The following is a 24,723-nucleotide window of genomic DNA, read 5'->3' on the forward strand; positions in this document are numbered from 1 at the left end:
CCGAGCACAACTGAAAGCACACCCACAGGGGGGCGAATGCCAGCCACTTCACCGGCGCACTCGGAGCGCCGCAAACGTCGTACGAACCGTTTGGTCGCTCTCGCCGCCGGTGTCGTCACCGTCGGCGCGCTGGCCGCCGCGGGGTTGCCCGGGTCGGCGACCGCCGGGGAGGAGCACCGCGCGGGCGGGTACTGGCCCGGCCGCTACCAGGACGTCCAGCTGCTGTCCTTCAACGACCTGCACGGCAACCTGGAGCCGCCCGCCGGTTCCTCCGGCCGGGTCACCGAAACCCAGCCCGACGGCACGACGAAGACCATCGACGCGGGTGGCGCCGAGTACCTCGCCACGCACCTGCGGCAGGCCCGCAAGGGCGAGAAGTACTCCATCACCGCGGCCGGCGGCGACATGGTCGGCGCCTCCCCGCTGATCTCCGGGCTCTTCCACGACGAGCCCACCATCGAGGCGCTGAACAAGCTCGACCTCGACGTCACCTCCGTCGGCAACCACGAGTTCGACGAGGGCGCCAAGGAGCTGGGCCGGCTGCAGAACGGCGGCTGCCACCCGAAGGACGGCTGCTACACGGACAAGAAGTTCAAGGGCGCCGACTTCCCCTACCTGGCCGCCAACGTCCTCGACGAGAAGACGAAGAAGCCGATCCTCAAGCCCTACTGGGTGTGGAAGAAGAACGGCGTCAAGGTCGGCTTCATCGGAGTGACCCTGGAGGGCACCCCGGACATCGTCTCCGCCGAGGGCGTCAAGGGCCTGTCCTTCAAGGACGAGGTCGAGACGATCAACAAGTACGCCAAGGTGCTGCAGAAGCAGGGCGTGAAGTCGATCGTCGCGCTCATCCACGAGGGCGGCTTCCCGGCGTCGACGTCGTACAACTACGACTGTGACTCCCCGGGTGCGGGCGACGGCGTCTCCGGCCCGATCGTCGACATCGCCAAGAACGTCACGCCGCAGGTGGACGCGCTGGTCACGGGCCACACCCACAACGCGTACGTGTGCAGCATCGCCGACCCGGCGGGCAAGCCCCGTATGGTCACCTCGGCCGCGTCGTTCGGCCGCCTCTACACCGACACCACGCTGACCTACGACCGCAAGACCGGCGACATCGCCCGCACGGCGGTGAAGTCCGCGAACCGCGTGGTCACCCGGGACGTCCCCAAGGCGCCCGACATGACCGAGCTGATCGGCAAGTGGAACACGCTGGCCGCGCCCATCGGCAACAAGCCGATCGGTTACATCTCCGGCGACATCGGCAACACCGGCAGCGAGTCCCCGCTCGGCGACCTCATCGCCGACGCCCAGCTCGCCCACGGCAAGCAGCTCGACCCGGAGACCGACCTGGCACTGATGAACCCGGGCGGCATCCGCGCACCGCTGACCTACGCGGCCAAGGCCGGTGAGGGCGACGGTGTGGTCACCTACGCCGAGGGCTTCACGGTCCAGCCGTTCGCCAACACCGTGAACCTCCAGGACTTCACGGGCGCGCAGGTCATCCAGGCGCTCAAGGAGCAGGTGTCCGGCCCGAACGCGGCCGCGCCGAAGATCCTCCAGATCTCGTCCGGCCTGACCTACACGCTGGACCTCACCAAGTCCGGTGCCGACCGGGTGGTCACGGACAGCATCAAGCTGAACGGCTCGGCCATCGACCCGGCGGCCACCTACCGCGTCGCGACGAACAGCTTCCTCGCGGGCGGCGGTGACGGCTTCCCGACCCTCGGGCAGGGCACGAACGACGTCGTCGGCAGTGACGACCTGACGGCTCTGGAGCAGTACCTGACGGCCAACTCCTCGGCGTCGGACCCGATCGCTCCGCCGAAGGCGGACCGCATCACCATCGTGAAGTAAGTCGCATACCCGGGGTTCAGGTTGCGAGTGGGGGAGGTACGCATGATCGGATGGATCGATGCGTACCCCCCACCACATCGATGCGCATCCCCGTCCGAACCCGTACGAGGAGCTCGCCGCCCTCGATGACGGGCCTCTGGAGGAGACCCCTCTGGAAGAGTTCCTCACGGAGGAACGCGATGCGGGCGCCGAGGACGCCTGGGCTCCGCCGGACCACCGCCGCGGCGGCAGGCGACGCAGGAAGAATCGTTTCGCTGGCCTGCCGCTCGCGGTGAAGGCGGTCGTCGGCCTGGTCGTCCTCGCCGCGTTCGCCGCCCTCGGCGACCGCTGGGCGGTGCTCTACGCCGAGCACCGCGCAGCGGACACCCTCAAGGACCGTCTCGACCTGGCCGCCGCGCCCGAGGTGGAGATCGGCGGCTTCCCCTTCCTCACCCAACTCGCCGACAAGCGGCTGGAGTCGGTGAAGGTGACCGTCCCGGATGTCGCCGCCGACCGGGTCTCCCTGGCCAAGGTGTCGGCCACGGCCCACGACGTGACGCTGAACGCCGACGGCCTCACCTCCGTGCGCGGCGCCCGCGTCCCCCGCTTCGACGGCGACGTCCAGCTCTCCTTCGCCGACCTCAATCGCGAACTCGGCGCCTCCCAGGTGACGTTCACCGGCGAGGGCCGCGACCGGGTCCGGGCGAGCGGCACCCTGCCGGTCGCCGGGCACGACCTGAAGCTGCGGGCCGAGGCCCGGATCCAGCGGCAGGGGGAGCGGGGCATCGCCACCGAGATCGGCGGCATGCGTCTGGACATCGGGGACCTGGCGACCTACCGCCCCGGCAAGCGCGCCTCCGAGGGACTGCACCTGACGCCCAAGGCCTCCGCCGACCTGGCCCGGGAGACCCGCAAGGCCAAGGCGCTGCTGTCGGTCCCGGCCATCGTGCAGCGCATGGGCGTGCCCGAGGCGACCGTGCGGCAGGCTCTCGCCGACGACGGCAAGCTCGCCGAGCTGACCGGCTCCCCGCGCTTCGTCCGCCAGGCCGAGCGTCTGAACCTCATCGACCTCGCCCTGGAGAATCCCCAGGTGCTCAAGAGCCTGGGCCTCGACCCCGATCTGCTCGGGGAGTTGTCGGGCCTGACCCGTCCGGTCCTGGCCGACCGGCTCGCCCTGGCCTTCGAACTGCCGAAGCCGGAGCAGGGGAACGTGCAGCTGGAGGACGTCCGGGTGGAGGAGGACGGCATCCGGGTACGGCTCTCCGGCTCGGGGCTGACCGTGGGCAGCTGAGACGTTCGGCCGAGACCTCGGCCAGAGACCTCCGGCCGAGGCGTTCGGCCGAGACCTCCGCCAGAGACCTCCGCCGGAGGCCTTCGCCAGGGACCCCCGCCAGAGACCTTCGGCCGAGGGCGCCCTTGGTGAAACTTTGTGTGCAGAAGTGTTGACCTCTGTTCGAGTCCCCTTCTAGTTTCGTGCTCCACTGAGCGGTCTCCTGGGGCCGCTCGCCTTCGCATCTGCTCAGAAGGGGATGTCGTGCCCACAAAGATCCAGTGCGGAACAGCCGGCGTGGGGGCGCTGCTGGCCTGCGTCACGGCATTCGGTGGAGCGTTCGCCTCCCCCGCCGCCGCCGCACCCGCTCACCGTCCGACCCCGCCGCCCGTCAGCGACTTCAAGGGCGTCAACTGGGCTGACCCGCGTGACAACTACGCCCACGACGCGGTCGTGCCCTCGGGTCTGTCCACCGCCGACAGCTACGCCACCACGTACGCCAAGTCCAAGGCGATCATCGGCGGGTTCTCCGGGCTGGGCGCCAACACCGTCCGCCTCCCGGTCAACCCGACGTCGGTGAACGGGCCGTTCTGGAAGTCGTACCGGGGCGCGATCGACGCCGCCGCCGACAAGGGCTTCAAGGTCATCCTCGGCTACTGGGAGGCCGACGACGCCAAGGACGGCAAGATCGACGACCAGGCGTCCTGGGACCGGATGTGGGCGCGGATCACCTCCGCCTACGCCCGCAACTCCAAGGTGTACTTCGAGCCGATGAACGAGCCCTTCGGCTACACCGCCCAGGAGTGGACCGACATCGCCGCGAAGTGGGTGGACACCCACGCGAACGTGCCCCGCGACCGGGTCCTGATCGGCGGCTACAAGTACAGCGAGGACGTCAAGCCGGTCTGCGCCGACCCGCGCCTCAAGGGCGTCCGGCTGGCCCTGCACAACTACGGCTTCTGGCACACCGACTGGACCAGCGTCGACCAGTGGAAGCAGGACTTCAAGGCGCGCATCGGCGACTGCGCCTCGCGCACGATCCTCGACGAGTTCGGCGCCTCCATGACCACCGGTCTGGACTACAACGGCCCCGCGGGCACGTCCAGCGAGATCGCCTACATCCAGGCCGCGACCGACACCATCCGGGAGCTCGGGCTGGGCTCGGTCTACTGGCCCGGCCTGCGCAACGGTGACACCTACTCCCTCACCACGCTCCAGGGCACGGGCACCGACCTCAGCCTGACGGTCAACAACCAGAGCGGCCTGGACCGGCTGCACTACGCCTGGAAGCAGTGAGCACCCCTTGAGGTGGTGGCCCTTCCGGGTCCGGCGCCGCTCGTCAGCCGGACCCGGAAGGGAGCCGTTCAGGACGCCGAAGGCGTCCAGCCGGCGAGCCAGTCCGCGACTTCCTGGTTCGCGGCCTGCGCGTCGGTCAGATGCGGCCGGTCGGCGCTCGCCTTGCCCGCGCCGGCGCCGTAGTTGCCGTACTCGGCGAACCGGTCGTCCTTCCACGAGAACCCGCTCATGTCGGTCCACGGGGTCGACTTGATCGCGTTGCTCAGGTTGGTGTTGCGGACCGTGGTCTGCGGATCGAGGGATGCGTCCCCACCGGCGTGCCAGGGCCGGCCGAGGTGGAAGCTCCCGGCCGACACGTCACCGTTCACCGTGGAGTTGGCGATCAGGAAACCCTTGCGGTTCGCCGCGGTGCTCGGCGCGGTGACGTACCCGGCCGAAGTGCCGTTCCAGCGCTTCTTCAGCGTGATCACGGACTTGTCGACGACGGCCGTGGCCCGGCCGAAGACGAAGTCGACGTTGCCGATGACGTAGGAGTTGCCGACGTAGACCCGGCCCAGCCGGTCCTTGGACGCGGTGTCGAGCAGCAGGGTGTCCTGGTCCCCGCTGACGATGATCCCGTCGAGGAACACCCTGTCGGCGGCGGTCCGCAGGGCGACGGCCTGCTGGTCCTTGATGTTCTGGTTGGCCTTCTCGTCGAAGTCGTTGGAGATCGTCAGGTTGCGCGCCTGGAAGTCGTCGGCCTCGACGGCGACGGTGGCGCTGCCGCCGGTGCCGTAGGTGCCGCCGCCGGGCTTGGGGGTTCCCGAGGCGTTGTTGTAGACGATGGTCGTGTCCTTGCGGCTGGCGCCGGTGCCCTGGATGGTGACGTGCGGCTTGTTCGAGGGCACCTTCACCAGTTCCCGGTACGTGCCCGGCTTCACGGCGATCACCACGCGCGAGGGGTTGTTCGCCGGTACGGCGTTCACGGCGGCCTGCACGGTGCGGTACTGGCCGCTGCCGTCCGCCGCGACGGTGAGGGTGGTCGCGGCCGCGGCCCTGGTGGAGGCGGTGGCCGTGGCGGTGCCCAGGGAAGGTCGTGGCCCGGCACCGGACTTGAGGATCGCCGGGAGGTCTTCGGCCCGGTCGAGGGTGTACGGGTAGTGGGCCTTCGGATCGAAGGCGCTCCCGCCGCTCTCGTTGCGCCCGCCGGTGCCGGAGAAGACGTTGCCGCGCTGCACGATCGCCGCGCCGCTGTCCTTGATCACCGGGTTCTTGACGCCCTGGAAGCGGGAGTTCTCCAGCACCATCTTCGTCTTGCCGCGCGAGTAGTTCCCGTACGACGAGCCGATGCTCGTGTTCGGCGCGTCCTCCAGGAAGTTGTTGTATAGGTGCGCGTGGGCGGCGTTGTCCGTGGAAGGGTTGCGCTGCTCGGTCTCACGGATCCAGTTGTGGTGGATCGTGATGTCGGTCTTGACGTTCTCGGTCCAGCCGATGCCGAAGGTCTTGTTGTTGTCGCTCAGCTTGTTCCAGGAGACGGTGACGTTCGTCGAGTCCTTGCGGACGTCGATGAGCCCGTCGGCCATGTGCCGCAGGTCGTTGTGATCGATCCAGACGTGATGGGCGCCGTCCATCTGGATCGCGTCGAAATCGTGCTCCTTGTCGTTCCAGATCCCCTGGTACGCGTCCCGGATGGTCAGGTTCCGGATGATCACGTTGTGCACGCCCTGGCCGAGGAAGAACCCGCCGCCGACGATGTGTCCGGCGGTCCCCTGACCCACGATGGTCTTGTCGGACTGCACCCTGATCTCTCTGCCGACGGGGTTCATGTCGATGACCCCGGCGACGACGATGACGTACGGCTGGGTCGCGGTGGCGTACTTCTCCAGTTCGGCCTGCGTCTTCACGGTGACGACCTGGCCACCGCGCCCGCCGTACGTCCCGTTCTGCCCGAGGGAGTTGACGGAGGCGAACCCGTCGGCGGTGTCGGCGACCCAGGAGGGGGTGGCGGAGGCGGCGGAGGCCTGCCATGCGGTGGAGCCCAGGACGCCGAGGTCACCGCCGTAGGCGAAGGCGCCGGCGGCGGTCAGGGCCAGCGGGACCCCGACCGCCAGGGCGGTACGGCTTCTGCGGCGACGGTGCTGGGCTGTGCTGCGCGGCTCACTCATGCGGCGATCCGTTCCGTGTGGGGGAATGACCGCTGACCAGTCGCCGCCCCACGGGGAAAGGTTGCCGGGGTGTCTGCCGTCATGGATCGCTGCGCGGCTGCGACTGACCGCGGCTGAGGGCGATCCGCAGCACGTCCGTCAGGGATTCCACTGCCCGGGTGAGAGCGAAACGCACGGCGCGGTCGGCGGCCTTGGGGTCGTCGAGTACGGCTCTGGCACCGGCGACGACCTGCTCGGCGGAGGCCAGTTGAGCGGCTTCCAGATCGTCCGCGAGCCGGGAGAGCAGGCTGTCGGGGTCGTCGGTGCTGAGGTAGCAGGGCCTGCCGTCGGAGCCGGTCCAGGGGAGCAGCCTCACGTGTGAGCCTCCAGGGTGGGGTGTGACGAGCGGTGATTACCGTTCGTGCCCACATCGTCACTACTTGCCCCTACGCTGCGGAAGAGGCCAGGTGTTGTCCGGGCGCTCAGGCAACGGGGAGGGGTGACGTGGGAGAAGTGGTTGACGGCGGGCGGGAGGTCCTGGGGCGGACGCTGAGGTTCCTGCGGGAGCAGGCGGGCAAGTCACTGGGGCAGTTGTCCGAGGAGACCGGCTACGACAAGAGTTACTTGAGCCGCCTGGAGAAGGGGGACCGGCTGTCCAAGCTGGCGGTCATGGAGGACCTGGACAGTTACTACGGCTCTGCTGACCTGCTGGTTCGTGAGTGGCGGAACGCGCGCAGGGAGGTCATCAAGGACAAGTACAAGGCATTCATGGACCTTGAGGCGACAGCACAGATCATGTGGATGTTCCAGCTGCGCGTGCCGGGCCTCTTGCAGACCGAGGACTACGCCCGGGCGGTGTTGTCAGGGTTGTCAGGCGCCCAGACAACGGCAGGCAACAGTGAGGAAGTCGAGGAACAGGTGGCTGCGCGGATGGGGCGGCAGGAGTTGCTGTGCCGTGAATCGGCGCCGGACGTGCGGGTGATCCTGGACGAGGTTGCTCTGCGGCGCTCTGTCCCTGACCGCAAGGTGTGGGCGGAGCAGTTGTCGCACCTCCTGGACGCGGCCGAGTTGCCCAACGTCGCGATCCAGGTGTTGCCCTTCCGCGCCGGGGTGCACGACTTGATGGACAGCCACCTCTGGCTGTTCTGGCGGCGTGGTGGTGATCCAGTCGCCTGGACGGAGGGAATTGGCTTCGGAGAGTTGATCACGGAAGCGGACAAGGTCATGCGTATCCGTTTGTCCTACGATCGCGTCAGGGACGCGGCGCTGACTCCCGTGGAGTCGACGGCGTTCATCAAGCGCCTTCTTGAGGAGTGCAGAGAATGAACCAAGCCCCCGACAACACCGCCGCCGCGTGGCGCAAGTCGTCCTACAGCGACGGGGGTGGCACGAACTGCCTGGAGGTCGCCGACGGCCACCCCGGCATCGTTCCCGTCCGCGACAGCAAGAGGCCTGACGGCCCGATACTCGTGTTCGCCGCGGGCCCCTGGGTGTCGTTTCTCGAGGGCGTCAGAAACACGTGACAGAGCGCTGACCTTGCGAAAGCGGGCCGCCCACACGCGTCAGGCCGAGGTGGGAGGGTTCTCCGGCGGAGGCACCGATGCCCCCGGCAGTCGTACCGTCGCCACCGTGCCGCCACCGTCCGCGCCGGACAAGGAGACCTCGCCCCCGGCCTGCTGCACCGTGCGGGCCACGATCGACAGGCCCAGGCCCGAGCCCGGGAGGGCTCGTGCGCTCGGGGAACGCCAGAAGCGGTCGAAGACGTGGGGAAGTTCCTCGGCGGGGAGGCCCGGGCCGTGGTCGCGGACCGTGAGGACGCCCCCGGTCAGGCGGACCTCGATCGTGCCGCCCTCCGGGCTGAACTTCACCGCGTTGTCCAGAACGTTGACCACCGCTCGTTCCAGCGCGGAGGGTTCCGCGCGGACGAACCAGGGCTCGACGTCCGCCGTGATCGTCAGCTCGGGGCCCCTCAGCCGTGCCCGCCGCAGCGCCGACTCGACCGTGTCGTGCCAGGCGACGATCTGTGTCCGGCCCCCGTGCTGGCCCGTGTCGGGACGGGACAGTTCCTGGAGGTCGCCGATGAGCGCGGCCAGCTCCGTCATCTGCGCCTTCACCGACGCGAGCAGCGCCTTGCGGTCCGCCTCGGGGATGGGCCGGCCCGTCTCCTCGCTGCGGGTGAGGAGTTCGATGTTGGTGCGGAGGGAGGTGAGCGGGGTGCGCAGTTCGTGTCCGGCGTCCGCGATGAGCTGCTGTTGCAGCTCCTGGGAGCTGGCCAGCGCAGACGTCATCGAGTTGAAGGAGCGGGACAGGCGGGCGATCTCGTCCTCGCTGTCGTCCTCCACGGGGATGCGGATGTGCAGGTCCTCGGTGCGGGCCACGTGCTCGACGGCCTCGGTCAGTTTGTCGACGGGGCGCAGCCCGGCCCGCGCGACGGCCAGGCCGGCGGCTCCGGCGCCGATGACCCCCACGCCGGAGACCAGGAGGAGGATCAGGGCCAGCTCGTTGAGCGTGGACTGCGTTCCCTTGAGCGGCAGGGCGATGACCAGGGAGTAGTCGGCGGCCACGCCCTGGGTCAGGGGCCCGTCCTTGATGACGACCGCCGTCGTCAGGACGCGCAGCCTGTTGCCCTCGTCGTCCGTGCCGTCGCGGATGTGACCCTGGTTCGGGTCGGGTTCCTTGGCCACGGCCTTGTCGTCGCCGGTGACGTTCACCTGGGTCGTGGACGTCGGGAAGAGACACACCTTGCCGTCGGCGTGGACCAGCTGTCCGTAGGTCTTGGGCCGTGCCCCCATGCCCAGCGAGTCGGAAGGCGTCTGGCGGCAACTCTCCGTGAGTTCCTGGAACTCTCCCGAACGCAAGGGCCCGACCGACGACTTCAGGTCGTTGTCGATCTCGTCGTACAGCTTCCCCTGCACGATGAACCAGCAGGTCACCGAGACCGCCGCCACGGCGAACGCCACCGCCGCCGCGACGAGCAGCGCCAGCCGGGAGCGGATCGGCAGGGCGCGGAAGCGGCGTACGGCCCTGTTCACTCGGCGCCGCCCTGCCGCAGCACGTAACCGACGCCCCGCACCGTGTGCACCAGCCGCGGCTCCCCGCCCGCCTCGGTCTTGCGCCGCAGGTACATCACGTACACGTCCAGGGAGTTCGACGACGGCTCGAAGTCGAAGCCCCAGACCGCCTTGAGGATCTGCTCCCGGGTGAGGACCTGGCGCGGGTGCGCCATGAACATCTCCAGGAGGGTGAACTCGGTCCGGGTCAGCTCCACTTGGCGCCCGCCCCGGGTGACCTCCCGCGTCGAGAGGTCCATGCGCAGGTCGGCGAAGGTGAGCGCGTCCTCGTCGGCCGGGTCGGCCGCGCCCACGGCGGCGGCGTAGGAGCTGCGGCGCAGCAGGGCGCGGATGCGGGCGAAGAGTTCGTCCAGCTCGAAGGGCTTGACCAGGTAGTCGTCGGCGCCCGCGTCGAGGCCGGTGACCCGGTCGCCGACCGTGTCGCGGGCCGTGAGCATCAGGATCGGCGTGGTGTCGCCGGTGGCGCGGATGCGGCGCGCCGCCGTCAGGCCGTCCATGTGCGGCATCTGGATGTCGAGGACCAGCAGGTCGGGCCGGTAGGCCGCCGCCTTGTCCAGGGCGTCCGCGCCGTCGACGGCGACCTCGGTCCCGTACCCCTCGAACGCGAGGCTGCGCTGGAGCGCTTCGCGTACGGCAGGCTCGTCGTCGACGATCAGGATGCGCTGCGGGTCACGGTCGCCGTCTGCGGGGCTCATGGGTCGGGGTCCTCGGGGGTGAAGGGGGACGAGGGTGCTGCTCGGACGCTCTCAGCGTCCCACGCCGGCCGTCCGCGCCGGGCGGAACGCCTGCCCGGGGGCGGGACGCGTCAGGGGCGGGTCAGCCTTGCACCGGCCGGCGGCCGGCCCGCCCTCCTGGGCGCCTGCCCGCCCGCCGACGCGACCTCTGCCGCCCGGCCCGTCGGCGCGTGCAGGGCGTACGCCACCGGCAGGACCCGCGGTGCTCGCCGCTCAGCCGGTCGGGACTCAGTCGGTCGCCCCCGCCCGCAGCTTCGCGAGGTCGGCCTTGACGGTGTTGATCGGGATGGCGAAGCCCAGGCCGACACTGCCGGCGTCGGTGGACGAGGAGGCCTGGCCGGCCGGTGAGTACATCGCGGAGTTGATGCCGATGATGTTGCCGTTCATGTCGATCAGCGCGCCGCCGGAGTTGCCCGGGTTCAGGGACGCGTCGGTCTGAAGCGCCTTGTACGTCGTCGTGTCGGAGCCGGTGTCGCCGTTGAACTGGCGGCCGCCGAACTCGAACGGCCACTGGTCGCCCTGCCCCTGGCCCTGCCCCCACTGCTGCCCGCCCTGGTCCTGACCCCCCTCGGTCGGGACGGTGACGTCGCGGTCGAGAGCCGAGACGATGCCGCTGGTGACCGTGCCGGACAGCCCCTCGGGGGAGCCGATCGCCACGACCTGGTCGCCGACCTGGAGCCCGGCCGAGTCACCGAGCGTGGCCGCCTTCAGGCCGGACGCGTTCTCCAGCTTGATCAGCGCCAGGTCCTTCTTGCTGTCGGTGCCGACGACCTTCGCCGTGTACGACTTGCCGTCGCTGGTCGTCGCCTTGATCTGCGAGGCCCCGGCGATCACGTGGTTGTTGGTGACGATCTCGCCGCCGCTGGTGATGATCACGCCGGAGCCGGTGGAGGAGCCCGCGTTGGAGTCGGCGCTGATCTCGACGATGCTCGGGCTGACCGCCTTGGCGACCCCGGCGACCGTGCCCTTCTGGCTGGAGGGGACCACGTTGGTGCTGGTGGAGCTGGAGGCGACGGTGTCGTCGCCGGTCAGCTCCTGGATGCCGTAGGCGGTGCCGCCGCCTATCGCCGCCGCGACGATCGCCACGGCGGCGATCAGGGCGACGGGGCCGCGGTTGCGCTTCTGCTGATGCGGAGCATGCGCCGGGGCGTACGCCGGCGGGGGCGGCCACTCGGGGTTCACCGGGGCCTGCTGCTGACCCTCGTAAGGGTTCTCGTACTCGCCACTGCGGTGGAAGCTCTCGGTCATGGAAGCGAGCTTGTCGCCCGACCATGAGAGCTTCCTGAGTGCTCCCTGAGAAGCCCGACAGAACCTCGTATGCCCGATATAAAGACCGCCTGTCGCCCGGAGGCCGCGGTCCACCGCCGGAAGGCTACGCGCAGCCGCAGGACTGCCGGGTGACCAGCCGCGACGGGAACACCTTCAGCCGCTCGCGCCGGGCTCCGGCGACCCGCAGCCCGTCGTCGAGGACGAGGTCGACCGCCGCCCGGGCCATCGCGGAACGGTCGGACGCGACGGTGGTCAGGGGCGGGTCCGCGAGGGCCGCCTCCTTGATGTCGTCGAAGCCCGCCACCGCCAGCTCGCCGGGGACGTCGATCCGCAGCTCGCGCGCCGCGCGCAGCAGGCCGATCGCCTGGTCGTCGGTGGAGCAGAAGATCGCCGGCGGGCGCTCGGGGCCGGAGAGGATCTTCAGGGCGGCCTGGTAGGCGTCGTAGCGGTTGTAGAGGGCCTCGAAGAGACGGCCCTCCGTGGAGATCCCGGCGTCGTCCATCGCGCGGCGCCAGCCCTCGACGTGGTCGGAGACCGGGTCGCCGACCGCGGGGGTCTCGGCTATGCCGCCCATACAGGCGACGTACTCGTAGCCGTGCTCCAGCAGGTGCCGGACGGCGAGCTCGGCGCCGCCCAGGTCGTCGGTGGTGACGGCGACATCGTCGATGGCCTCCGGCCGTTCGTGCAGCAGCACGACGCGGGCGTCCCAGGCCTCGATCTCGGCGGCCGCCAGGTCGTTGAGCGCGTGGCTGACGAGGATCAGGCCGGAGACCCGCATGCCCAGGAAGGCCCGCAGGTAGTGGACCTCGCGTTCGCCCACGTAGTCCGTGTTGCCGACGAGGACCATCTTCCCGCGCTCGGATGCGGCCTGCTCGACCGCGTGCGCCATCTCCCCGAAGAAGGGCTGGCGGGCGTCGGGGATGATCAGGCCTATGAGGTCCGTGCGCCGGGAGGCCATCGCCTGGGCCACCCGGTCGGGCCGGTACCCCAGTTCCTTGATCGCGGCGAGGACACGCTCGCGCGTGGCCGGGGCGACCGGCCGGGGTCCGTTGTTGATGACATAGCTGACCACGGCAGTGGAAGTCCCTGCCAGCCGCGCCACATCATCCCGAGTCACCTTGGCCACGCGCGGAGTCTACGCGGATATACCGGCTGTGGGCAGGGCGTAAAGGAGGTTCCGTACGATATCCCGACTGCCGTCCGGGACACCCTGTGCGGGGAGCGATGCCCAGGTCGGCGGGGCAATACGCCTCTTTACGCCTTGGCGCGGGCGCCGGCGGCTTCCGGGGCGGCCGACTTGTCCGCGGTGTCCTGCTTTGCCTTGGCCGCCTTGGCCTTCGCCTCCTCGGCGGCGCGCTCCATCTTCTCCGGCTTCTCCGGCGTAACAAATCGATAACCGACGTTCCGGACGGTGCCGATCAGCGACTCGTGCTCCGGGCCGAGCTTGGCGCGCAGCCGCCGTACGTGCACGTCGACCGTGCGCGTACCGCCGAAGTAGTCGTAGCCCCAGACCTCCTGGAGCAGCTGGGCGCGGGTGAAGACCCGGCCGGGGTGCTGGGCGAGGTACTTCAGGAGCTCGAACTCCTTGAAGGTGAGGTCGAGGACGCGGCCCTTGAGCTTCGCCGAGTACGTCGCCTCGTCCACCGACAGGTCGCCGTTGCGGATCTCCATCGGGGAGTCGTCGCTGACGATCTGCTGCCGTCCCATGGCCAGCCGCAGCCGCGCCTCGACCTCCGCCGGGCCGGCGGTGTCCAGCAGCACGTCGTCGATGCCCCAGTCCGCGGTGACGGCGGCGAGGCCCCCCTCGGTGACGACCAGGACGAGCGGGCAGCCCGGTCCGGTGGAGCGCAGCAGCTGGCACAGGCTGCGGACCTGTGGCAGGTCGCGGCGGCCGTCGATGAGGATGACGTCGGCGCCGGGGGTGTCGACGAGGGCGGGTCCCTCCGCGGGCGCCACACGCACGTTGTGCAGGAGCAGGCCGAGGGCGGGGAGCACCTCCGTCGACGGCTGGAGGGCATTGGTCAGGAGCAGCAGAGAACTCATACGTCTGGTTCCTCCTCGGTCCCTGCGAGGACGTTTGTTGGCACAGCACCGCTCTGCGATCCCGAAGGCCCCGTACACCTGCGGTTTCCCGCGTCGTATACAACGCTTCCGAAAGCACAAAAGGACCCGGGGGCTTCGCTGCCCGAGTCCTCTGTCCAGCAGAATAGCCCACATGAGCTCCGGTCGGGCAGGTCATGTGGCGCGTTCCACCGATCGTCCGCATGCCGAGACGAGTGGGGGAAAGCCTGTGCGGATGTCTTCGCGGGCGTTTTTGCGGACGTCCGACGGTGTCGCGATCGACGCCCTGTACGAGCCGGGAGCGGCCGTGCACGACACGTCGGGGACGCCTTCCGCTCATCCCGTGTTCGTCGTCGCCCACGGGTTCACGGGCGCGGTGGACCGCCCGCACGTGCGTCGGATCGCGCAGGCTTTCGCGCGGTACGGGGGCGTGGTCACCTTCTCCTTCCGCGGGCACGGGACGTCCGGCGGGCACTCCACGGTCGGCGACCGGGAGGTGCTCGACCTGGCGGCGACGGTGGCCTGGGCGCGCCGCCGCGGGCACGCCCGGGTGGTGACCGTGGGCTTCTCGATGGGCGGCTCGGTGGTGCTCCGGCACGCGGCGCTGCACCCGGGGCAGTCCGACGCGGTGGTGTCGGTCAGCTCGCCGGCCCGCTGGTACTACCGGGGGACCGCGCCCATGCGGCGGCTGCACTGGCTGGTGACCCGGCCCGAGGGGCGGATCGTGGGCCGGTACGGCTTCCGCACGCGCATCCACCGCCGGGACTGGAACCCGGTGCCCCTCTCGCCGGTGCAGGCGGTGCCGAGGATCGCCCCCACCCCACTGCTGATCGTGCACGGCGACGCCGACGGCTACTTTCCCGTCGACCATCCGCGGATGCTGGCCGCGGCCGCCGGTGACCAGGGCGAACTGTGGCTGGAGCCGGGCATGGGGCACGCCGAGCACGCGACGGGCGACGAACTGCTGGCCAGGATCGGGGAGTGGGGCGTCGCCCGGGCGGGCTAGCCTGACGGGGTTCACCGTCGAATTCATTGAGGAAGCAGATGCCAAAGGTCACGGTGCGCTACTGGGCCGCCGCCAAGGCCGCGGCCGGGGTGGCCGAGGAGCCGTACGAGGCGGTCACGCTCGCCGAGGCGCTCGACGGGGTGCGCGAGCGGCACCCCGGCGAACTCGAGCGCGTCCTGCGCCGGTGCTCGTTCCTCGTGGACGGTGACCCGGTGGGCACCCGCGGACATGAGACGGTACGGCTGGCCGACGGCGGCACGGTCGAGGTGCTCCCGCCGTTCGCAGGAGGGTGACGATGACCGACCAGCCGAACCAGCCCCACCAGCCGTACGACGGCTACGACCCCTACGGGCAGCAGCCACAGGCGTGGCCCGGCCAGGGGCCCCAGGGGTACGAGGACCCGCACGCCGCTCAGCAGTACACACAGCAGTGGCAGGGACAGACCTGGGAGACGCAGAATCACCGGCAGGTGGCCGCGCAGGCGCCGGACCCGGAGACGGCGATCCTGACGCCCCAGTCGTCCCGGTCACCCCGGCCGCCCCAGTCCCCCCGGAACCCCGCGACACCGCAGCACCAGGCACCCGCGGCCCAAGCCCACGCCCCGGCCACGGCCGACGCCGCAGGCGCCTCCGCCCCCGGCTACGGCCCCGCCACCGTCGGTGGCAACACGCGCGTCACGGACGCGCAGCGGGCCCGGGCGGAGGGGCGCTCCCCGATCATCGAGCCCGGCATGCAGCCGGCCGCGCTGACGGCGCTGCTCGGGCTGCTGCTGGCCGGTGCCGCTGCGGTCGGGACGTACGCGCTGCTCGTGCCGCTGGTCGTCCTCCAGGCCGTCACGGCGGCCGGCTGGTTCCGGCTGAACGGCATGTGGCCCGCCCGGCAGGGCATCGCGCTGGGCTTCGCGGGCGCGCTGGCCGCCGACGCGGCGCTGCTGGCCTCGGACCGCTCGCCGGCGGCGATCCTCGGCACACTCGGGGTGTGGGTGCTGCTCGCGCTGGTCCTGCAGCTGCGCTCGCACGCCGACCCGGACGAGCGGATGTACGGGCTGATGGCGACGGTCGCCGCCTCGGCGCTGGCGATCGTGGCCGGCGGATACCTCGCGGCCGAGGCGGACGCGGTGACCGTGGGCGCGGTCGGGGTGGCGGTGGCCGTCCTGGCCCGGGCCCTGCCGCTGCCGACCCCGGCCTCGGTGGTGGTGTCCCTCGTCGCCGCGGCGGGTGCGGGCATCGCGGCCGGGTCGGCCACGGGCCTCGGCACCCCGGGGGCCCTCCTCGGCGCGGGCGCCGCCGCCTGCGCCCTGATCGGCCACCGCGTCGCGAGCTACGACTACCCCTCCCGCTTCGTCCACTTCACGGCGGGCGTCGCCCTGCCGCTGGCCGCGGCGGCCCCGGCGGTGTACGTCCTGGGCCGGGCGCTGGCGTAACCGCGGCCCGGGAGGTCCGCGGGCGCGGAGGCCCGGATGGCGGGCCTCCGCGCCTGTCACAGGTGATCAACAATTCCGCGGTCCCCCTTCCCCTCGGCGTTACCCTCGCGCCAGGGACGGCCACCGGGTCGTCGAAGCACCGGACCGGTGGGGGACACACCGCATGCGCGCACTGCGAATACTGCTGATCTTCGTCGTGATCCTGGGTGGGCTGTTCGTGATCGCCGACCGCATCGCGGTGAACTTCGCCGAGGACGAGGCCGCCGACCGGCTGAAGACGACGGAGAACCTGTCGTCCACCCCCGACGTGTCGATCAAGGGCTTCCCGTTCCTCACCCAGGTCGCCGGCGGTTCCCTGGACGACATCGAGGTCGGCATCAAGGACTACGAGGCCGCCGCGGGCAACGACGGCCGGAAGATCCGTATCGACGATCTGCGGGCCGACATGAAGGGCGTCGAGTTCTCCGGCGACTACAGCTCCGCCACCGCCACCAGCGCGACCGGCACCGCGACCATCGCCTACGACGAGCTGCTGAAGACGGCGAAGTCCGAACCCACGCAGGTCGCCCCGGGCGTCACCGCCAACGTCGTGGGCCTCTCCGACGGCGGCAACGGCAAGATCAAGGTCACCGTCGAGGCCACGGTCCTCGGCACCAGGCTCCCCGAGCCGGTCTCCGTGCTCAGCTCGGTGAAGGTGGACGACGGCACCGTCCGCGTGCACGCCGACGGCCTGCCCAGGTTCGGCGGCGTCGACATCGCCGAGAACCGCGTCCGGGCGATCACCGACTTCCAGCAGAAGATCGACGGCCTGCCCGGCGGCATCGAGCTGGACACGGTCCAGGCCGCTCCGGACGGCGTCGAGATCACGGTGAAGGGTTCCGACGTCCGGCTGGCCGGGTAGGCGGAAGCACGGCGGCCCACGGCCCTCCGGGTGGCGGGCCCTCCGGCGGGGGCCCGCCGGCGACGGCCCTCCGGCGGGGGCCAGCCGTGGTGCCGGACCAGGGCTGTCCGGTGGGCGAGACGGCGATGTCCGTAGCGTAGATGTGATGGTGGATACGGTCGGCCGGAGGCCGTGCGGTGACCGGCTCGACAGTCTCTCGATCCCATATGGCGGATTATCGCGTCTCAATATGCGACACACCGGTGACACGCCTGCCCAACCGTCCCTACGATCGACGCTATGAAGCGACAGGCGGACCTCACGAAGCGGCGGGCAGTAGACCTGTGCCGCGTCGCCGCCATGCTCTGTCGCACCTTCTGAGCGATCGCGTCGGCAGTCGCGCCGACGCGCGCATCCCCGCAGCCCCGCACCAAGGGCACCCGTGCGCCGCCCTGCCTCAAGGGCGCGCCCTGCAGACCTCGCACGCCCCGCCGTAACTGCCCCGGAGGAGAAGAAGCATGAGCCGCAGCGACGTCCTGGTTGACGCCGATTGGCTCCAGGAGCACCTGGACGACCCGACCATCGCCATCGTCGAGGTGGACGAGGACACGTCCGCCTACGAGAAGAACCACATCCGCAACGCCATCCGGATCGACTGGACGCAGGACCTCCAGGACCCGGTCCGCCGTGACTTCGTCGACCAGGAGGGCTTCGAGAAGCTCCTGTCCGACAAGGGCATCGGCAACGACCACACCGTGGTCCTCTACGGCGGCAACAACAACTGGTTCGCCTCCTACGCCTACTGGTACTTCAAGCTCTACGGCCACGACAGCGTCAAGCTCCTCGACGGCGGCCGCAAGAAGTGGGAGCTCGACGCCCGCGAGCTGGTCCCCGGCGACGAGGTGCCGGAACGTCCGAAGACGGACTACAAGGCCAAGGCCCAGGACACCTCCATCCGTGCCTTCCGCGACGACGTCGTGGCCGCCATCGGTTCGCAGAACCTCGTCGACGTGCGTTCCCCCGACGAGTTCTCCGGCAAGCTGCTCGCCCCGGCCCACCTGCCGCAGGAGCAGTCCCAGCGCCCGGGCCACGTCCCGTCCGCGCGCAACATCCCGTGGTCCAAGAACGCCAACGACGACGGCACCTTCAAGTCGGACGACGAGCTCAAGGAGCTCTACGCCGCGGAGAGCGTCGACCTGGCCAAGGACACCATCGCCTACTGCCGCATCGGTGAGCGCTCCGCGCTGACCTGGTTCGTGCTGCACGAGCTCCTCGGCGTGGAGAACGTCAAGAACTACGACGGCTCCTGGACCGAGTACGGCTCCCTCGTGGGCGTGCCGATCGAGCTCGGCGCCAACAAGTAAGCAACCCCGACCGACCTTTCCAGACTTCAGGAGTACGACATGTGCGGTGCGAAGGCCGGCGGCCCCGACGCCTCGACGATCAAGCCCGGTGAGACCACCATCCAGGGTCAGGTGACCAAGGACGGCGAGCCCGTGGTCGGCTACGTCCGTCTGCTGGACTCGACCGGCGAGTTCACGGCCGAGGTGCCGACCTCGGCGACCGGACAGTTCCGCTTCTACGCGGCCGAGGGCACGTGGACCGTCCGTGCCCTCGTGCCCGGCGCCACCGCCGACCGCACGGTCGTCGCCCAGCAGGGCGGCCTGGCGGAGGTCGCGATCGCCGTCTGACGGCGACCGGTCCTCGAAGGGCCGCACCCCCCGGGTTGGACGCCTGGGGTGCGGCCCTTCGGCCTGCGCGGACCTACGCTGGAGACATGTACGCACGCCGGCGTCACACGTACTTCGCGATGATGGGCCTCTGCATCGGCCTCTTCGTGCTGGCCTGGGGTGTGGTGCGGCTGTGGTCCGTTCCCGTCGCCGTCGGGATGTGTGTGGTCGCCATGGTCATCCCGCCCGTCGCGGCCATGGTCGCGAACCGGCGCGGCCCCGAGGACCGGTGGTGGGACGACCCCTCCGGGGATCCCCAGTCCGACGACTGGTGGGACGAGCTGGACGGCAGGAAGCGGCCGCACTGAGCGGCGTCGTCCCGCCCTTCCGGGGTATCCCGGCCCCATGAGACTGACAGCGGCGGTCCTGGACGCTCCGAACGCCCGCGAGCTCGCGGACTTCTACCTGCGGCTGCTGCCCGGCTGGCGGGTGTGGTGCGGGCAGGACGGGAAGGACTGGGTACACATCCGCCCGCCCGGCGGCGGTACGGGGCTGTCGTTCCAGACCGAGCCCGCCTACCGGCCGCCGGCCTGGCCGAGCGCCGCGGACCGGCAGCAGATGATGATCCACCTCGACATCGAGGTCGACGACCTGGAGCAGGAGACCGCGCGGGCCGTCGCCGAGGGCGCGCGGCTCGCAGAGCTCCAGCCGCAGGACGACGTCAGGGTTCTGCTGGACCCGGTGGGCCACCCGTTCTGCCTCTACACGGACCCGTCTCAGTAGACGAGCGCCTGCGTCCCGTCCGCCGTGGCCTCCTGGACGAAGACCTGCGCGCCCGCGATCCGCACGCCGTCGAGGACGTCCTGCTCCGTGATGTCGCGGCGGGCCGCGCACTGCGTGCAGAGGGTGACGCGGCCGCCCGCGAGGAGGGCGTCCAGCAGGTCGGGCAGGGGAGCCGCGTGCGGCAGCTCGAACTCGGCGGCCCGGCCCGGCAGGGCGAACCAGGCTGACTCGCCGGTCAGCCACAGGGAGACGTCGACCCCGCTGGCGACGGCCACCGCCGCCACCGTGAACGCCTGGGAGCACCGCTCGGGGGAGTCCGCCCCCGCCGTCACCTTGATCACCAGCTTCTTCGCCATAGCCGGAAGCCTAGTCCGGAATCGAAGCGCCGAACGGGCCCGCGTAAGCTGGGCTCGGCCCTGTGCAACCGTTCGCACCCCCGCTCAAGGAGCACCCCGTGGAGATCTTCTTCGAAATCCTGTTGGTCCTGGTCGCCGTCGGCGTCCTCGCCTTCGCCGGACTGACCGTGAAGAAGCTGTACCAGGGCCAGCGCTGACCCACGTCTAGGAAGTTCCCATGATCGAGATCCCGTCCGACCTCCACAAGGACCTCGTCCCGCTCGCCTTCCTGCTCGGCAACTGGGCGGGCGCGGGCGTGCACGACTTCCCCGGCTCCGAGAAGTGCAACTTCGGGCAGGAGGTCACCTTCACCCACGACGGCCGGGACTTCCTGGAGTACCAGTCCCACAGCTGGGTGCTGGACAAGGACGGCAACAAGGTCCGCCCCCTGGAGTCCGAGCACGGCTACTGGCGGATCGACGCCGACCGCAAGGTCGAGGTGACGATGACCCGCGACGACGGCGTCATCGAGATCTGGTACGGCGAGCTGGCCGACAAGAAGCCGCAGATCGACCTCGTCACGGACGCGGTGGCCCGCACGGCCGCCTCGCAGCCCTACACCGGCGGCAAGCGCCTGTACGGCTACGTCAAGAGCGATCTGATGTGGGTCGGCGAGAAGCAGACCCCCGAGGTCGAGCTGCGCCCCTACATGTCCGCCCACCTGAAGAAGGTCGTCACTCCGGAGGAGGTCGAGCGCTGGGCCAAGGCCCTGCCCGACGACATGCCGGACGACGGCATCGCCTTCTTCAAGTAGCCGTACGCCTTCCTCGACCGGTCCTGTGCAAGTGGTCCTAGACTCTTGGGTGTGGTGAGCACCGACTGGAAGAGCGATCTGCGGCAGCGCGGCTACCGGCTGACCCCGCAGCGGCAACTTGTGCTCGAAGCCGTGGACACCCTTGAGCACGCGACCCCCGACGACATCCTCGTGGAAGTGAGGAAGACGGCGTCGGGGGTCAACATTTCGACGGTGTACCGGACGCTGGAGCTCCTGGAGGAGCTCGGCCTGGTCAGCCACGCGCATCTGGGGCACGGGGCGCCGACATACCACCTCGCGGACCGGCACCATCACATCCACCTGGTGTGCCGGGACTGCCAGAACGTGATCGAGGCGGACGTCTCGGTGGCCGCCGAGTTCACCGCCAAGCTGCGGCAGACCTTCGGCTTCGACACCGACCTGAAGCACTTCGCGATCTTCGGCCGGTGCGAGGACTGCACGCTCAAGGCTTCAACTACCGAGTCGTAGGCTTACGGATATGAAGAGCCCCCTGCTGACCCTGCCCGGTGCCGTCCCCGCCGAGGGCGTGGACGAAGGTGTCGCCGCCCACTACGGCGACCTGTTCCGTGAGCAGCGTGCCCTGGCCGACGGCACCGGTTTCGTGGACCTCTCGCACCGGGGGGTCGTCACCGTCACCGGCGAGGACCGGCTGGCCTGGCTGCACCTGCTGCTCACGCAGCACGTCAGCGACCTCCCGGTGGGCCGGGCGACCGAGGCGCTGATCCTCTCCGCGAACGGCCACATCGAGCACGCCCTGTACCTCGTCGACGACGGCGCCACGGTCTGGGCCCACGTGGAGCCGGGCACACAGGAGGCGCTGATCGCGTACCTGGAGTCGATGAAGTTCTTCTACAAGGTCGAGGTCGCCGACCGGACGGCCGACATCGCCGTCGTGCACCTCCCGGCCGGTTTCATCGCCGAGGTGCCGGACGGCGTCGTCGTACGGGAGACGCCGCACGGCCGGGACCTGTTCCTGCCGCGCGCCGAGCTGGAGTCGTTCGCCGGGCAGGCCGGGCCGCCCGCCGGGCTCCTCGCCTACGAGGCGCTGCGCGTGGAGCAGCACCGGCCCCGGCTGGGCTTCGAGACCGACCACCGCACCATCCCGCACGAGCTGGGCTGGATCGGCTCGGCGGTGCACCTGCAGAAGGGCTGCTACCGGGGGCAGGAGACGGTCGCCCGGGTGCAGAACCTGGGAAAGCCGCCGCGCCGGCTGGTCTTCCTGCACCTCGACGGCAGCGAGGTCCACCTGCCCGCGGCCGGGACGGAGCTCCGGCTGGCGGACGACGGCCCCGACGGCCGCAAGGTCGGTTTCATCACGACGTCGGCCCGCCACCACGAGCTCGGACCGGTCGCCCTCGCGCTGGTGAAGCGGAATGTGGCGGTGGACGCCCCGCTGGTGGCCGGCGACACGGCCGCGGCCCAGGAAGTCGTCGTCGAGCCGTAGGACTTGTAGATCTTTCGGGTCAGATTTCGATCTGCACCGTGAACGGGCCGTCGTTCGTCAGCGATACCCTCATCGCCGCGCCGAAGCGGCCCGTGGCCACCGTCGCGCCCAGGGAGCGCAGCTGGGCGACGACCTCGTCGACGAGAGGCTCGGCCACGTCACCGGGCGCGGCGGCGTTCCAGGTGGGACGGCGGCCCTTGCGGGCGTCGCCGTAGAGCGTGAACTGGCTGATCACCAGGAGCGGTGCGTCGATGTCGCTGCACGACTTCTCGTCGTGCAGCATGCGGATCGACCAGAGCTTGCGGGCCAGCTGGGCCGCTTTCTCCTTGGTGTCCTCGTGTGTGACGCCGACGAGGACGCACAACCCCTCGCCCTCGATCGCACCCACGGTCTCGCCGTCCACGACGACGCTCGCGCCGTCCACCCTCTGCACCACTGCTCGCATACGTCCATCATGCAGGGCGGTGACATCGGCGCCTCGCGCGGTCGGCGGATGGCCCGAAAGGGTGGTTTGCGCGGACGCCAACAGCCCCTGCACGGCCGTATTTTGCCGCTATACCGCCCAACTGGGGTCTATCGGGGGCACTCGTTCTCATAGCGGCCACTCGGGGTGGCACGATGCTTGCACACACCGGTCGAGGGGACGGTTGAGGCACATGAGCACATCAAGCACCGGACAGCAGCAGGCGGCTGTCCGGTCGACGTACACGGGGATGGGCGCGTCGGAGTACCACCGGCCGCCCACACAGCGCACGGACAGCCCGCGGCTGCCCTCGGACAGCTCCGCGCCCGAGCTGCCCGCGCTGAGCCTGACCGAGCTGCGCACGCTGCGCCGCGAGGCCCAGCGCGACGAGGCGGACCTCAGCTATCTGCGGCGGCTGCTCCAGGGGCGGATCGACATCCTGCGCGCGGAGGTGGCCCGGCGCACCCCGGCGGGAGCGGCCCGCGCCGCCGTGCCGGAGGAGACGTCGGTGGTGGAGCGGCTGGCGGAGATCCTGCGGGACGGCCCGGTCCGGCACCGCTCCTCGGCCCGCCACGTCACGCTGGGCACCCCGCAGGGCGAGGAGTGCCGGCAGCTGGCCGCGGAGATGCTCGCCGAGGTCGAGCTGTCCGACCTGGGCGCGCGCACGGACCTGGAGCTGGACACGGCGATGGGGCGGCTGGAGCGTCACGAGCAGCAGGTGTCCCGGCGCCGTCGGCGGCTCCAGCGCACGGCCGACGAGTGCAGTGCCGAGATCGCGCGCCGCTACCGCGAAGGGGAGGCCCAGGTCGACGACCTGTTGGTGTGAGCGGCTCGGGGGGCCGGGGAGGGGGGGGGAAGGGCCGGGGGCGGGATATTCGGACGACACCGGTCGGCCCTCCGCCTAGCGTGAATCCATGACCTCCGTGCCCCGTGCCGACGACATCGAGATACGCCCGATCGCCGAAGCCGAGTTCGCCGACTGGCTGCGTGCCGTGAACACCGGCTTCCTGCGGGCGCCGGCCCCTTCCGAGGAGGAGATCGAGGGCCGGCGGCGCGGGCGGTTCATCGAGGGTCGCTACCTCGGAGCCTTCGACCAGGGCCGATGTGTGGCGACCTTCCGCTCCTTCGACCAGGAGCTCACGGCCGTCGGCGGTGCCGTCGTCCCGGCCGACGCCGTCTCGGGCGTCACGGTCACCGCCACCCACCGCCGCCGCGGACTGCTCAGCCGCATGATGGCGCGGGATCTCACGGCCGCGAAGGACCGCGGGGACGTCGTCGCGACGCTGATCGCCGCGGAGTACCCGATCTACGGCCGGTACGGCTTCGGGCCGGCGACTTCGGTGGCGGAGTGGACGGTCGACGTGCCGCGCACGGGCCTCGACACCCGGTGGGCGGGTCCGGCGGACGGCGGGCGGATCGACCTGGTGGACGGCGAGGACGTCCGCAAGCTCGGACCCGAGCTGCACGAGCGGATGCGCCGCGGCCGGCCGGGCGCCATCGACCGCGACGAGTTCTGGTGGAAGGCGAACACCGGCGCCCTGCCCTGGGATCCGACGTGGAAGCAGCCCTTCTTCGCCGTCCACCGCTCGGCGTCCGGTGAGGTCCAGGGCATGGCCGCGTACGAGGTGGACGACAACTGGGGAGACGCCAAGCAGCCGTTGAACACGGCGACCGTGCAGTGGCTGATCGGCACGACACCGGCCGCGGAACGCGCGCTGTGGGAGTACCTGTGCTCCGTCGACTGGGTGGTGCGGGTGAAGAGCGGCCGGCGGGCGCCCGACGACCTGCTCCCGCACCTTCTCCCCGACCCGAGGGCGGCCAGGATCACCACGCTCGCCGACTGGCTGTGGGTGCGCATCCTGGACGTCGAGCGGGCGCTTGAGGCGCGGACGTACGAGGGTCGGGGGACGCTGGTGCTGGAGGTCGCCGGCGTGGACGGGCTGACCGGCGGACGCTACCGGCTGGAGGCCTCGCCCGAGGGGGCGTCCTGCACGCCCACCACCCAGAGCGCGGAACTCGAATTGGGGTTGGGCGAGTTGGCGGCGCTGTGGCTCGGGGACGAGTCGGCGGTGCGGCTGGCGGCGCTGGGACGGGTGCGTGAGGAACGAGTGGGCGCCGCCCGGAAGGCCGACGCCCTGCTGCGTACGTCCAGGCGGCCTTGGTGCCCGGACATGTTCTGAGCCGCTCCCTCCTGCCGGTGTGCCGGCGGTGGCCGCTGGTGTGCTGG

At 70.6% G+C, this 24,723-nt stretch carries 28 protein-coding genes; 19 read left to right on the forward strand and 9 right to left on the reverse strand.

Annotated features, from left to right (window positions below):
- Window positions 1-36 precede the first annotated feature (36 nt).
- The 3 genes from ACIQU3_RS12595 to ACIQU3_RS12605 all read left to right on the forward strand — a co-directional run bounded on the left by ACIQU3_RS12595 (window position 37) and on the right by ACIQU3_RS12605 (window position 4,399).
- Window positions 37-1,854: a bifunctional metallophosphatase/5'-nucleotidase gene (locus ACIQU3_RS12595; RefSeq protein WP_403743783.1), complete on the forward strand. Its 1,818-nt coding sequence runs from the start codon at window positions 37-39 to the stop codon at window positions 1,852-1,854.
- Window positions 1,855-1,912: 58 nt separating this feature from the next.
- Window positions 1,913-3,124, forward strand: coding sequence for a DUF2993 domain-containing protein (locus ACIQU3_RS12600; RefSeq protein ID WP_403743781.1), 1,212 nt, complete (start codon window positions 1,913-1,915; stop codon window positions 3,122-3,124).
- Between the two features lie 243 nt (window positions 3,125-3,367).
- On the forward strand, window positions 3,368-4,399 hold the full coding sequence (locus ACIQU3_RS12605) for a glycoside hydrolase family 5 protein (RefSeq protein WP_403924766.1): 1,032 nt from the start codon (window positions 3,368-3,370) through the stop codon (window positions 4,397-4,399).
- 68 nt (window positions 4,400-4,467) lie between these two features.
- On the opposite strand, the gene ACIQU3_RS12610 is transcribed toward ACIQU3_RS12605, so the two are convergent.
- Window positions 4,468-6,543 (reverse strand): pectinesterase family protein, encoded by a 2,076-nt coding sequence (locus ACIQU3_RS12610; protein ID WP_403743777.1) that lies wholly within the window; start codon window positions 6,541-6,543, stop codon window positions 4,468-4,470.
- A 79-nt stretch (window positions 6,544-6,622) separates the two neighbouring features.
- Entirely contained in the window at window positions 6,623-6,898 is a 276-nt protein-coding gene (locus ACIQU3_RS12615; protein WP_403743774.1) for a hypothetical protein, read from the reverse strand.
- A gap of 128 nt (window positions 6,899-7,026) precedes the next feature.
- Here ACIQU3_RS12615 and ACIQU3_RS12620 point away from each other — a divergent pair, with 128 nt between their 5' ends.
- Window positions 7,027-7,848: a helix-turn-helix domain-containing protein gene (locus tag ACIQU3_RS12620; protein WP_403924769.1), complete on the forward strand. Its 822-nt coding sequence runs from the start codon at window positions 7,027-7,029 to the stop codon at window positions 7,846-7,848.
- Entirely contained in the window at window positions 7,845-8,045 is a 201-nt protein-coding gene (locus ACIQU3_RS12625) for a DUF397 domain-containing protein (protein ID WP_403924772.1), read from the forward strand. Before ACIQU3_RS12620 ends, ACIQU3_RS12625 begins: the two co-directional genes overlap by 4 nt.
- Window positions 8,046-8,084: 39 nt before the next feature.
- Here the strand turns inward: ACIQU3_RS12625 and ACIQU3_RS12630 are convergent, their stop codons facing one another.
- The 5 genes from ACIQU3_RS12630 to ACIQU3_RS12650 form a co-directional block, all read right to left on the reverse strand.
- A complete protein-coding gene (locus tag ACIQU3_RS12630; RefSeq protein ID WP_403743766.1) occupies window positions 8,085-9,554 on the reverse strand; it encodes a sensor histidine kinase in 1,470 nt (489 codons plus the stop codon).
- Complete coding sequence (locus ACIQU3_RS12635; RefSeq protein WP_403924775.1) at window positions 9,551-10,288, reverse strand: response regulator transcription factor; 738 nt, start codon at window positions 10,286-10,288, stop codon at window positions 9,551-9,553. The genes ACIQU3_RS12630 and ACIQU3_RS12635 overlap by 4 nt, the downstream gene beginning before the upstream one ends.
- Window positions 10,289-10,555: 267 nt before the next feature.
- Window positions 10,556-11,575, reverse strand: a complete 1,020-nt coding sequence (locus tag ACIQU3_RS12640) for a S1C family serine protease (protein WP_403924778.1) — start codon at window positions 11,573-11,575, stop codon at window positions 10,556-10,558.
- A gap of 124 nt (window positions 11,576-11,699) precedes the next feature.
- Window positions 11,700-12,722 (reverse strand): LacI family DNA-binding transcriptional regulator, encoded by a 1,023-nt coding sequence (locus ACIQU3_RS12645; protein WP_234845557.1) that lies wholly within the window; start codon window positions 12,720-12,722, stop codon window positions 11,700-11,702.
- 128 nt (window positions 12,723-12,850) lie between these two features.
- Window positions 12,851-13,639, reverse strand: coding sequence for a response regulator transcription factor (locus ACIQU3_RS12650; protein WP_403743761.1), 789 nt, complete (start codon window positions 13,637-13,639; stop codon window positions 12,851-12,853).
- 172 nt (window positions 13,640-13,811) lie between these two features.
- Here ACIQU3_RS12650 and ACIQU3_RS12655 point away from each other — a divergent pair, with 172 nt between their 5' ends.
- From ACIQU3_RS12655 to ACIQU3_RS12695, 9 genes are all read left to right on the forward strand, one after another.
- Complete coding sequence (locus ACIQU3_RS12655; RefSeq protein ID WP_403743759.1) at window positions 13,812-14,663, forward strand: alpha/beta hydrolase; 852 nt, start codon at window positions 13,812-13,814, stop codon at window positions 14,661-14,663.
- Between the two features lie 38 nt (window positions 14,664-14,701).
- Window positions 14,702-14,956 carry a MoaD/ThiS family protein gene (locus ACIQU3_RS12660; RefSeq protein ID WP_234845559.1) on the forward strand — a complete coding sequence of 85 codons (255 nt, stop codon included), beginning with the start codon at window positions 14,702-14,704 and terminating at the stop codon, window positions 14,954-14,956.
- A gap of 2 nt (window positions 14,957-14,958) precedes the next feature.
- Window positions 14,959-16,086, forward strand: a complete 1,128-nt coding sequence (locus tag ACIQU3_RS12665; RefSeq protein ID WP_403924781.1) for a hypothetical protein — start codon at window positions 14,959-14,961, stop codon at window positions 16,084-16,086.
- A gap of 163 nt (window positions 16,087-16,249) precedes the next feature.
- Window positions 16,250-16,987, forward strand: coding sequence for a DUF2993 domain-containing protein (locus tag ACIQU3_RS12670; RefSeq protein ID WP_403924784.1), 738 nt, complete (start codon window positions 16,250-16,252; stop codon window positions 16,985-16,987).
- Window positions 16,988-17,266: 279 nt separating this feature from the next.
- Window positions 17,267-17,347 carry a putative leader peptide gene (locus ACIQU3_RS12675; protein ID WP_350310325.1) on the forward strand — a complete coding sequence of 27 codons (81 nt, stop codon included), beginning with the start codon at window positions 17,267-17,269 and terminating at the stop codon, window positions 17,345-17,347.
- Window positions 17,348-17,484: 137 nt separating this feature from the next.
- A complete protein-coding gene (locus tag ACIQU3_RS12680; RefSeq protein ID WP_403743751.1) occupies window positions 17,485-18,330 on the forward strand; it encodes a sulfurtransferase in 846 nt (281 codons plus the stop codon).
- Window positions 18,331-18,369: 39 nt separating this feature from the next.
- Complete coding sequence (locus ACIQU3_RS12685) at window positions 18,370-18,657, forward strand: DUF1416 domain-containing protein (protein ID WP_003991226.1); 288 nt, start codon at window positions 18,370-18,372, stop codon at window positions 18,655-18,657.
- A gap of 86 nt (window positions 18,658-18,743) precedes the next feature.
- Window positions 18,744-19,004, forward strand: coding sequence for a DUF3099 domain-containing protein (locus ACIQU3_RS12690; protein ID WP_403743748.1), 261 nt, complete (start codon window positions 18,744-18,746; stop codon window positions 19,002-19,004).
- 37 nt (window positions 19,005-19,041) lie between these two features.
- Window positions 19,042-19,419: a VOC family protein gene (locus tag ACIQU3_RS12695; RefSeq protein WP_403743746.1), complete on the forward strand. Its 378-nt coding sequence runs from the start codon at window positions 19,042-19,044 to the stop codon at window positions 19,417-19,419.
- Here ACIQU3_RS12695 and ACIQU3_RS12700 read toward each other — a convergent pair.
- Window positions 19,413-19,775 (reverse strand): DsrE family protein, encoded by a 363-nt coding sequence (locus ACIQU3_RS12700; RefSeq protein WP_403743742.1) that lies wholly within the window; start codon window positions 19,773-19,775, stop codon window positions 19,413-19,415. The genes ACIQU3_RS12695 and ACIQU3_RS12700 overlap by 7 nt on opposite strands.
- 217 nt (window positions 19,776-19,992) lie before the next feature.
- Here ACIQU3_RS12700 and ACIQU3_RS12705 point away from each other — a divergent pair, with 217 nt between their 5' ends.
- From ACIQU3_RS12705 to ACIQU3_RS12715, 3 genes are read left to right on the forward strand one after another with little or no spacing between them, the layout of a single operon-like run.
- Window positions 19,993-20,568 carry an FABP family protein gene (locus ACIQU3_RS12705; protein WP_234845565.1) on the forward strand — a complete coding sequence of 192 codons (576 nt, stop codon included), beginning with the start codon at window positions 19,993-19,995 and terminating at the stop codon, window positions 20,566-20,568.
- Between the two features lie 51 nt (window positions 20,569-20,619).
- Window positions 20,620-21,057 (forward strand): Fur family transcriptional regulator, encoded by a 438-nt coding sequence (locus ACIQU3_RS12710; protein ID WP_398734608.1) that lies wholly within the window; start codon window positions 20,620-20,622, stop codon window positions 21,055-21,057.
- A gap of 10 nt (window positions 21,058-21,067) precedes the next feature.
- A complete protein-coding gene (locus ACIQU3_RS12715) occupies window positions 21,068-22,033 on the forward strand; it encodes a YgfZ/GcvT domain-containing protein (RefSeq protein ID WP_403924787.1) in 966 nt (321 codons plus the stop codon).
- Window positions 22,034-22,052: 19 nt separating this feature from the next.
- Here the strand turns inward: ACIQU3_RS12715 and dtd are convergent, their stop codons facing one another.
- Window positions 22,053-22,478, reverse strand: coding sequence for a D-aminoacyl-tRNA deacylase (dtd, locus tag ACIQU3_RS12720; protein ID WP_030242984.1), 426 nt, complete (start codon window positions 22,476-22,478; stop codon window positions 22,053-22,055).
- 211 nt (window positions 22,479-22,689) lie between these two features.
- On the opposite strand from dtd, the gene ACIQU3_RS12725 reads away from it, so the two are divergent.
- Both ACIQU3_RS12725 and ACIQU3_RS12730 read left to right on the forward strand, forming a co-directional pair.
- The gene (locus ACIQU3_RS12725) at window positions 22,690-23,322 is read left to right on the forward strand and encodes an aerial mycelium formation protein (protein ID WP_403743737.1); all 633 of its coding nucleotides are present in this window, start codon (window positions 22,690-22,692) and stop codon (window positions 23,320-23,322) included.
- Between the two features lie 88 nt (window positions 23,323-23,410).
- Complete coding sequence (locus ACIQU3_RS12730; RefSeq protein WP_403743734.1) at window positions 23,411-24,676, forward strand: GNAT family N-acetyltransferase; 1,266 nt, start codon at window positions 23,411-23,413, stop codon at window positions 24,674-24,676.
- Window positions 24,677-24,723 lie beyond the last annotated feature (47 nt).

Source organism: Streptomyces sp. NPDC101110, from assembly GCF_044759525.1.
Lineage (GTDB): Bacteria > Actinomycetota > Actinomycetes > Streptomycetales > Streptomycetaceae > Streptomyces.

Excerpts from the sequence above, each read along its gene's own strand:
- ACIQU3_RS12635 (WP_403924775.1), bottom strand. The coding sequence starts at position 10,288 with ATGAGCCCCGCAGACGGCGACCGTGACCCGCAGCGCATCCTGATCGTC.
- ACIQU3_RS12700 (WP_403743742.1), bottom strand. The coding sequence starts at position 19,775 with ATGGCGAAGAAGCTGGTGATCAAGGTGACGGCGGGGGCGGACTCCCCC.
- ACIQU3_RS12695 (WP_403743746.1), top strand. The coding sequence starts at position 19,042 with ATGAGACTGACAGCGGCGGTCCTGGACGCTCCGAACGCCCGCGAGCTC.
- ACIQU3_RS12690 (WP_403743748.1), top strand. The coding sequence starts at position 18,744 with ATGTACGCACGCCGGCGTCACACGTACTTCGCGATGATGGGCCTCTGC.
- ACIQU3_RS12625 (WP_403924772.1), top strand. The coding sequence starts at position 7,845 with ATGAACCAAGCCCCCGACAACACCGCCGCCGCGTGGCGCAAGTCGTCC.
- ACIQU3_RS12675 (WP_350310325.1), top strand. The coding sequence starts at position 17,267 with ATGAAGCGACAGGCGGACCTCACGAAGCGGCGGGCAGTAGACCTGTGC.
- ACIQU3_RS12660 (WP_234845559.1), top strand. The coding sequence starts at position 14,702 with ATGCCAAAGGTCACGGTGCGCTACTGGGCCGCCGCCAAGGCCGCGGCC.
- ACIQU3_RS12595 (WP_403743783.1), top strand. The coding sequence starts at position 37 with ATGCCAGCCACTTCACCGGCGCACTCGGAGCGCCGCAAACGTCGTACG.
- ACIQU3_RS12650 (WP_403743761.1), bottom strand. The coding sequence starts at position 13,639 with ATGAGTTCTCTGCTGCTCCTGACCAATGCCCTCCAGCCGTCGACGGAG.
- ACIQU3_RS12640 (WP_403924778.1), bottom strand. The coding sequence starts at position 11,575 with ATGACCGAGAGCTTCCACCGCAGTGGCGAGTACGAGAACCCTTACGAG.
- ACIQU3_RS12610 (WP_403743777.1), bottom strand. The coding sequence starts at position 6,543 with ATGAGTGAGCCGCGCAGCACAGCCCAGCACCGTCGCCGCAGAAGCCGT.
- ACIQU3_RS12705 (WP_234845565.1), top strand. The coding sequence starts at position 19,993 with ATGATCGAGATCCCGTCCGACCTCCACAAGGACCTCGTCCCGCTCGCC.
- ACIQU3_RS12600 (WP_403743781.1), top strand. The coding sequence starts at position 1,913 with ATGCGTACCCCCCACCACATCGATGCGCATCCCCGTCCGAACCCGTAC.
- ACIQU3_RS12670 (WP_403924784.1), top strand. The coding sequence starts at position 16,250 with ATGCGCGCACTGCGAATACTGCTGATCTTCGTCGTGATCCTGGGTGGG.
- ACIQU3_RS12665 (WP_403924781.1), top strand. The coding sequence starts at position 14,959 with ATGACCGACCAGCCGAACCAGCCCCACCAGCCGTACGACGGCTACGAC.
- ACIQU3_RS12655 (WP_403743759.1), top strand. The coding sequence starts at position 13,812 with ATGAGCTCCGGTCGGGCAGGTCATGTGGCGCGTTCCACCGATCGTCCG.
- ACIQU3_RS12715 (WP_403924787.1), top strand. The coding sequence starts at position 21,068 with ATGAAGAGCCCCCTGCTGACCCTGCCCGGTGCCGTCCCCGCCGAGGGC.
- dtd (WP_030242984.1), bottom strand. The coding sequence starts at position 22,478 with ATGCGAGCAGTGGTGCAGAGGGTGGACGGCGCGAGCGTCGTCGTGGAC.
- ACIQU3_RS12725 (WP_403743737.1), top strand. The coding sequence starts at position 22,690 with ATGAGCACATCAAGCACCGGACAGCAGCAGGCGGCTGTCCGGTCGACG.
- ACIQU3_RS12685 (WP_003991226.1), top strand. The coding sequence starts at position 18,370 with ATGTGCGGTGCGAAGGCCGGCGGCCCCGACGCCTCGACGATCAAGCCC.
- ACIQU3_RS12730 (WP_403743734.1), top strand. The coding sequence starts at position 23,411 with ATGACCTCCGTGCCCCGTGCCGACGACATCGAGATACGCCCGATCGCC.
- ACIQU3_RS12680 (WP_403743751.1), top strand. The coding sequence starts at position 17,485 with ATGAGCCGCAGCGACGTCCTGGTTGACGCCGATTGGCTCCAGGAGCAC.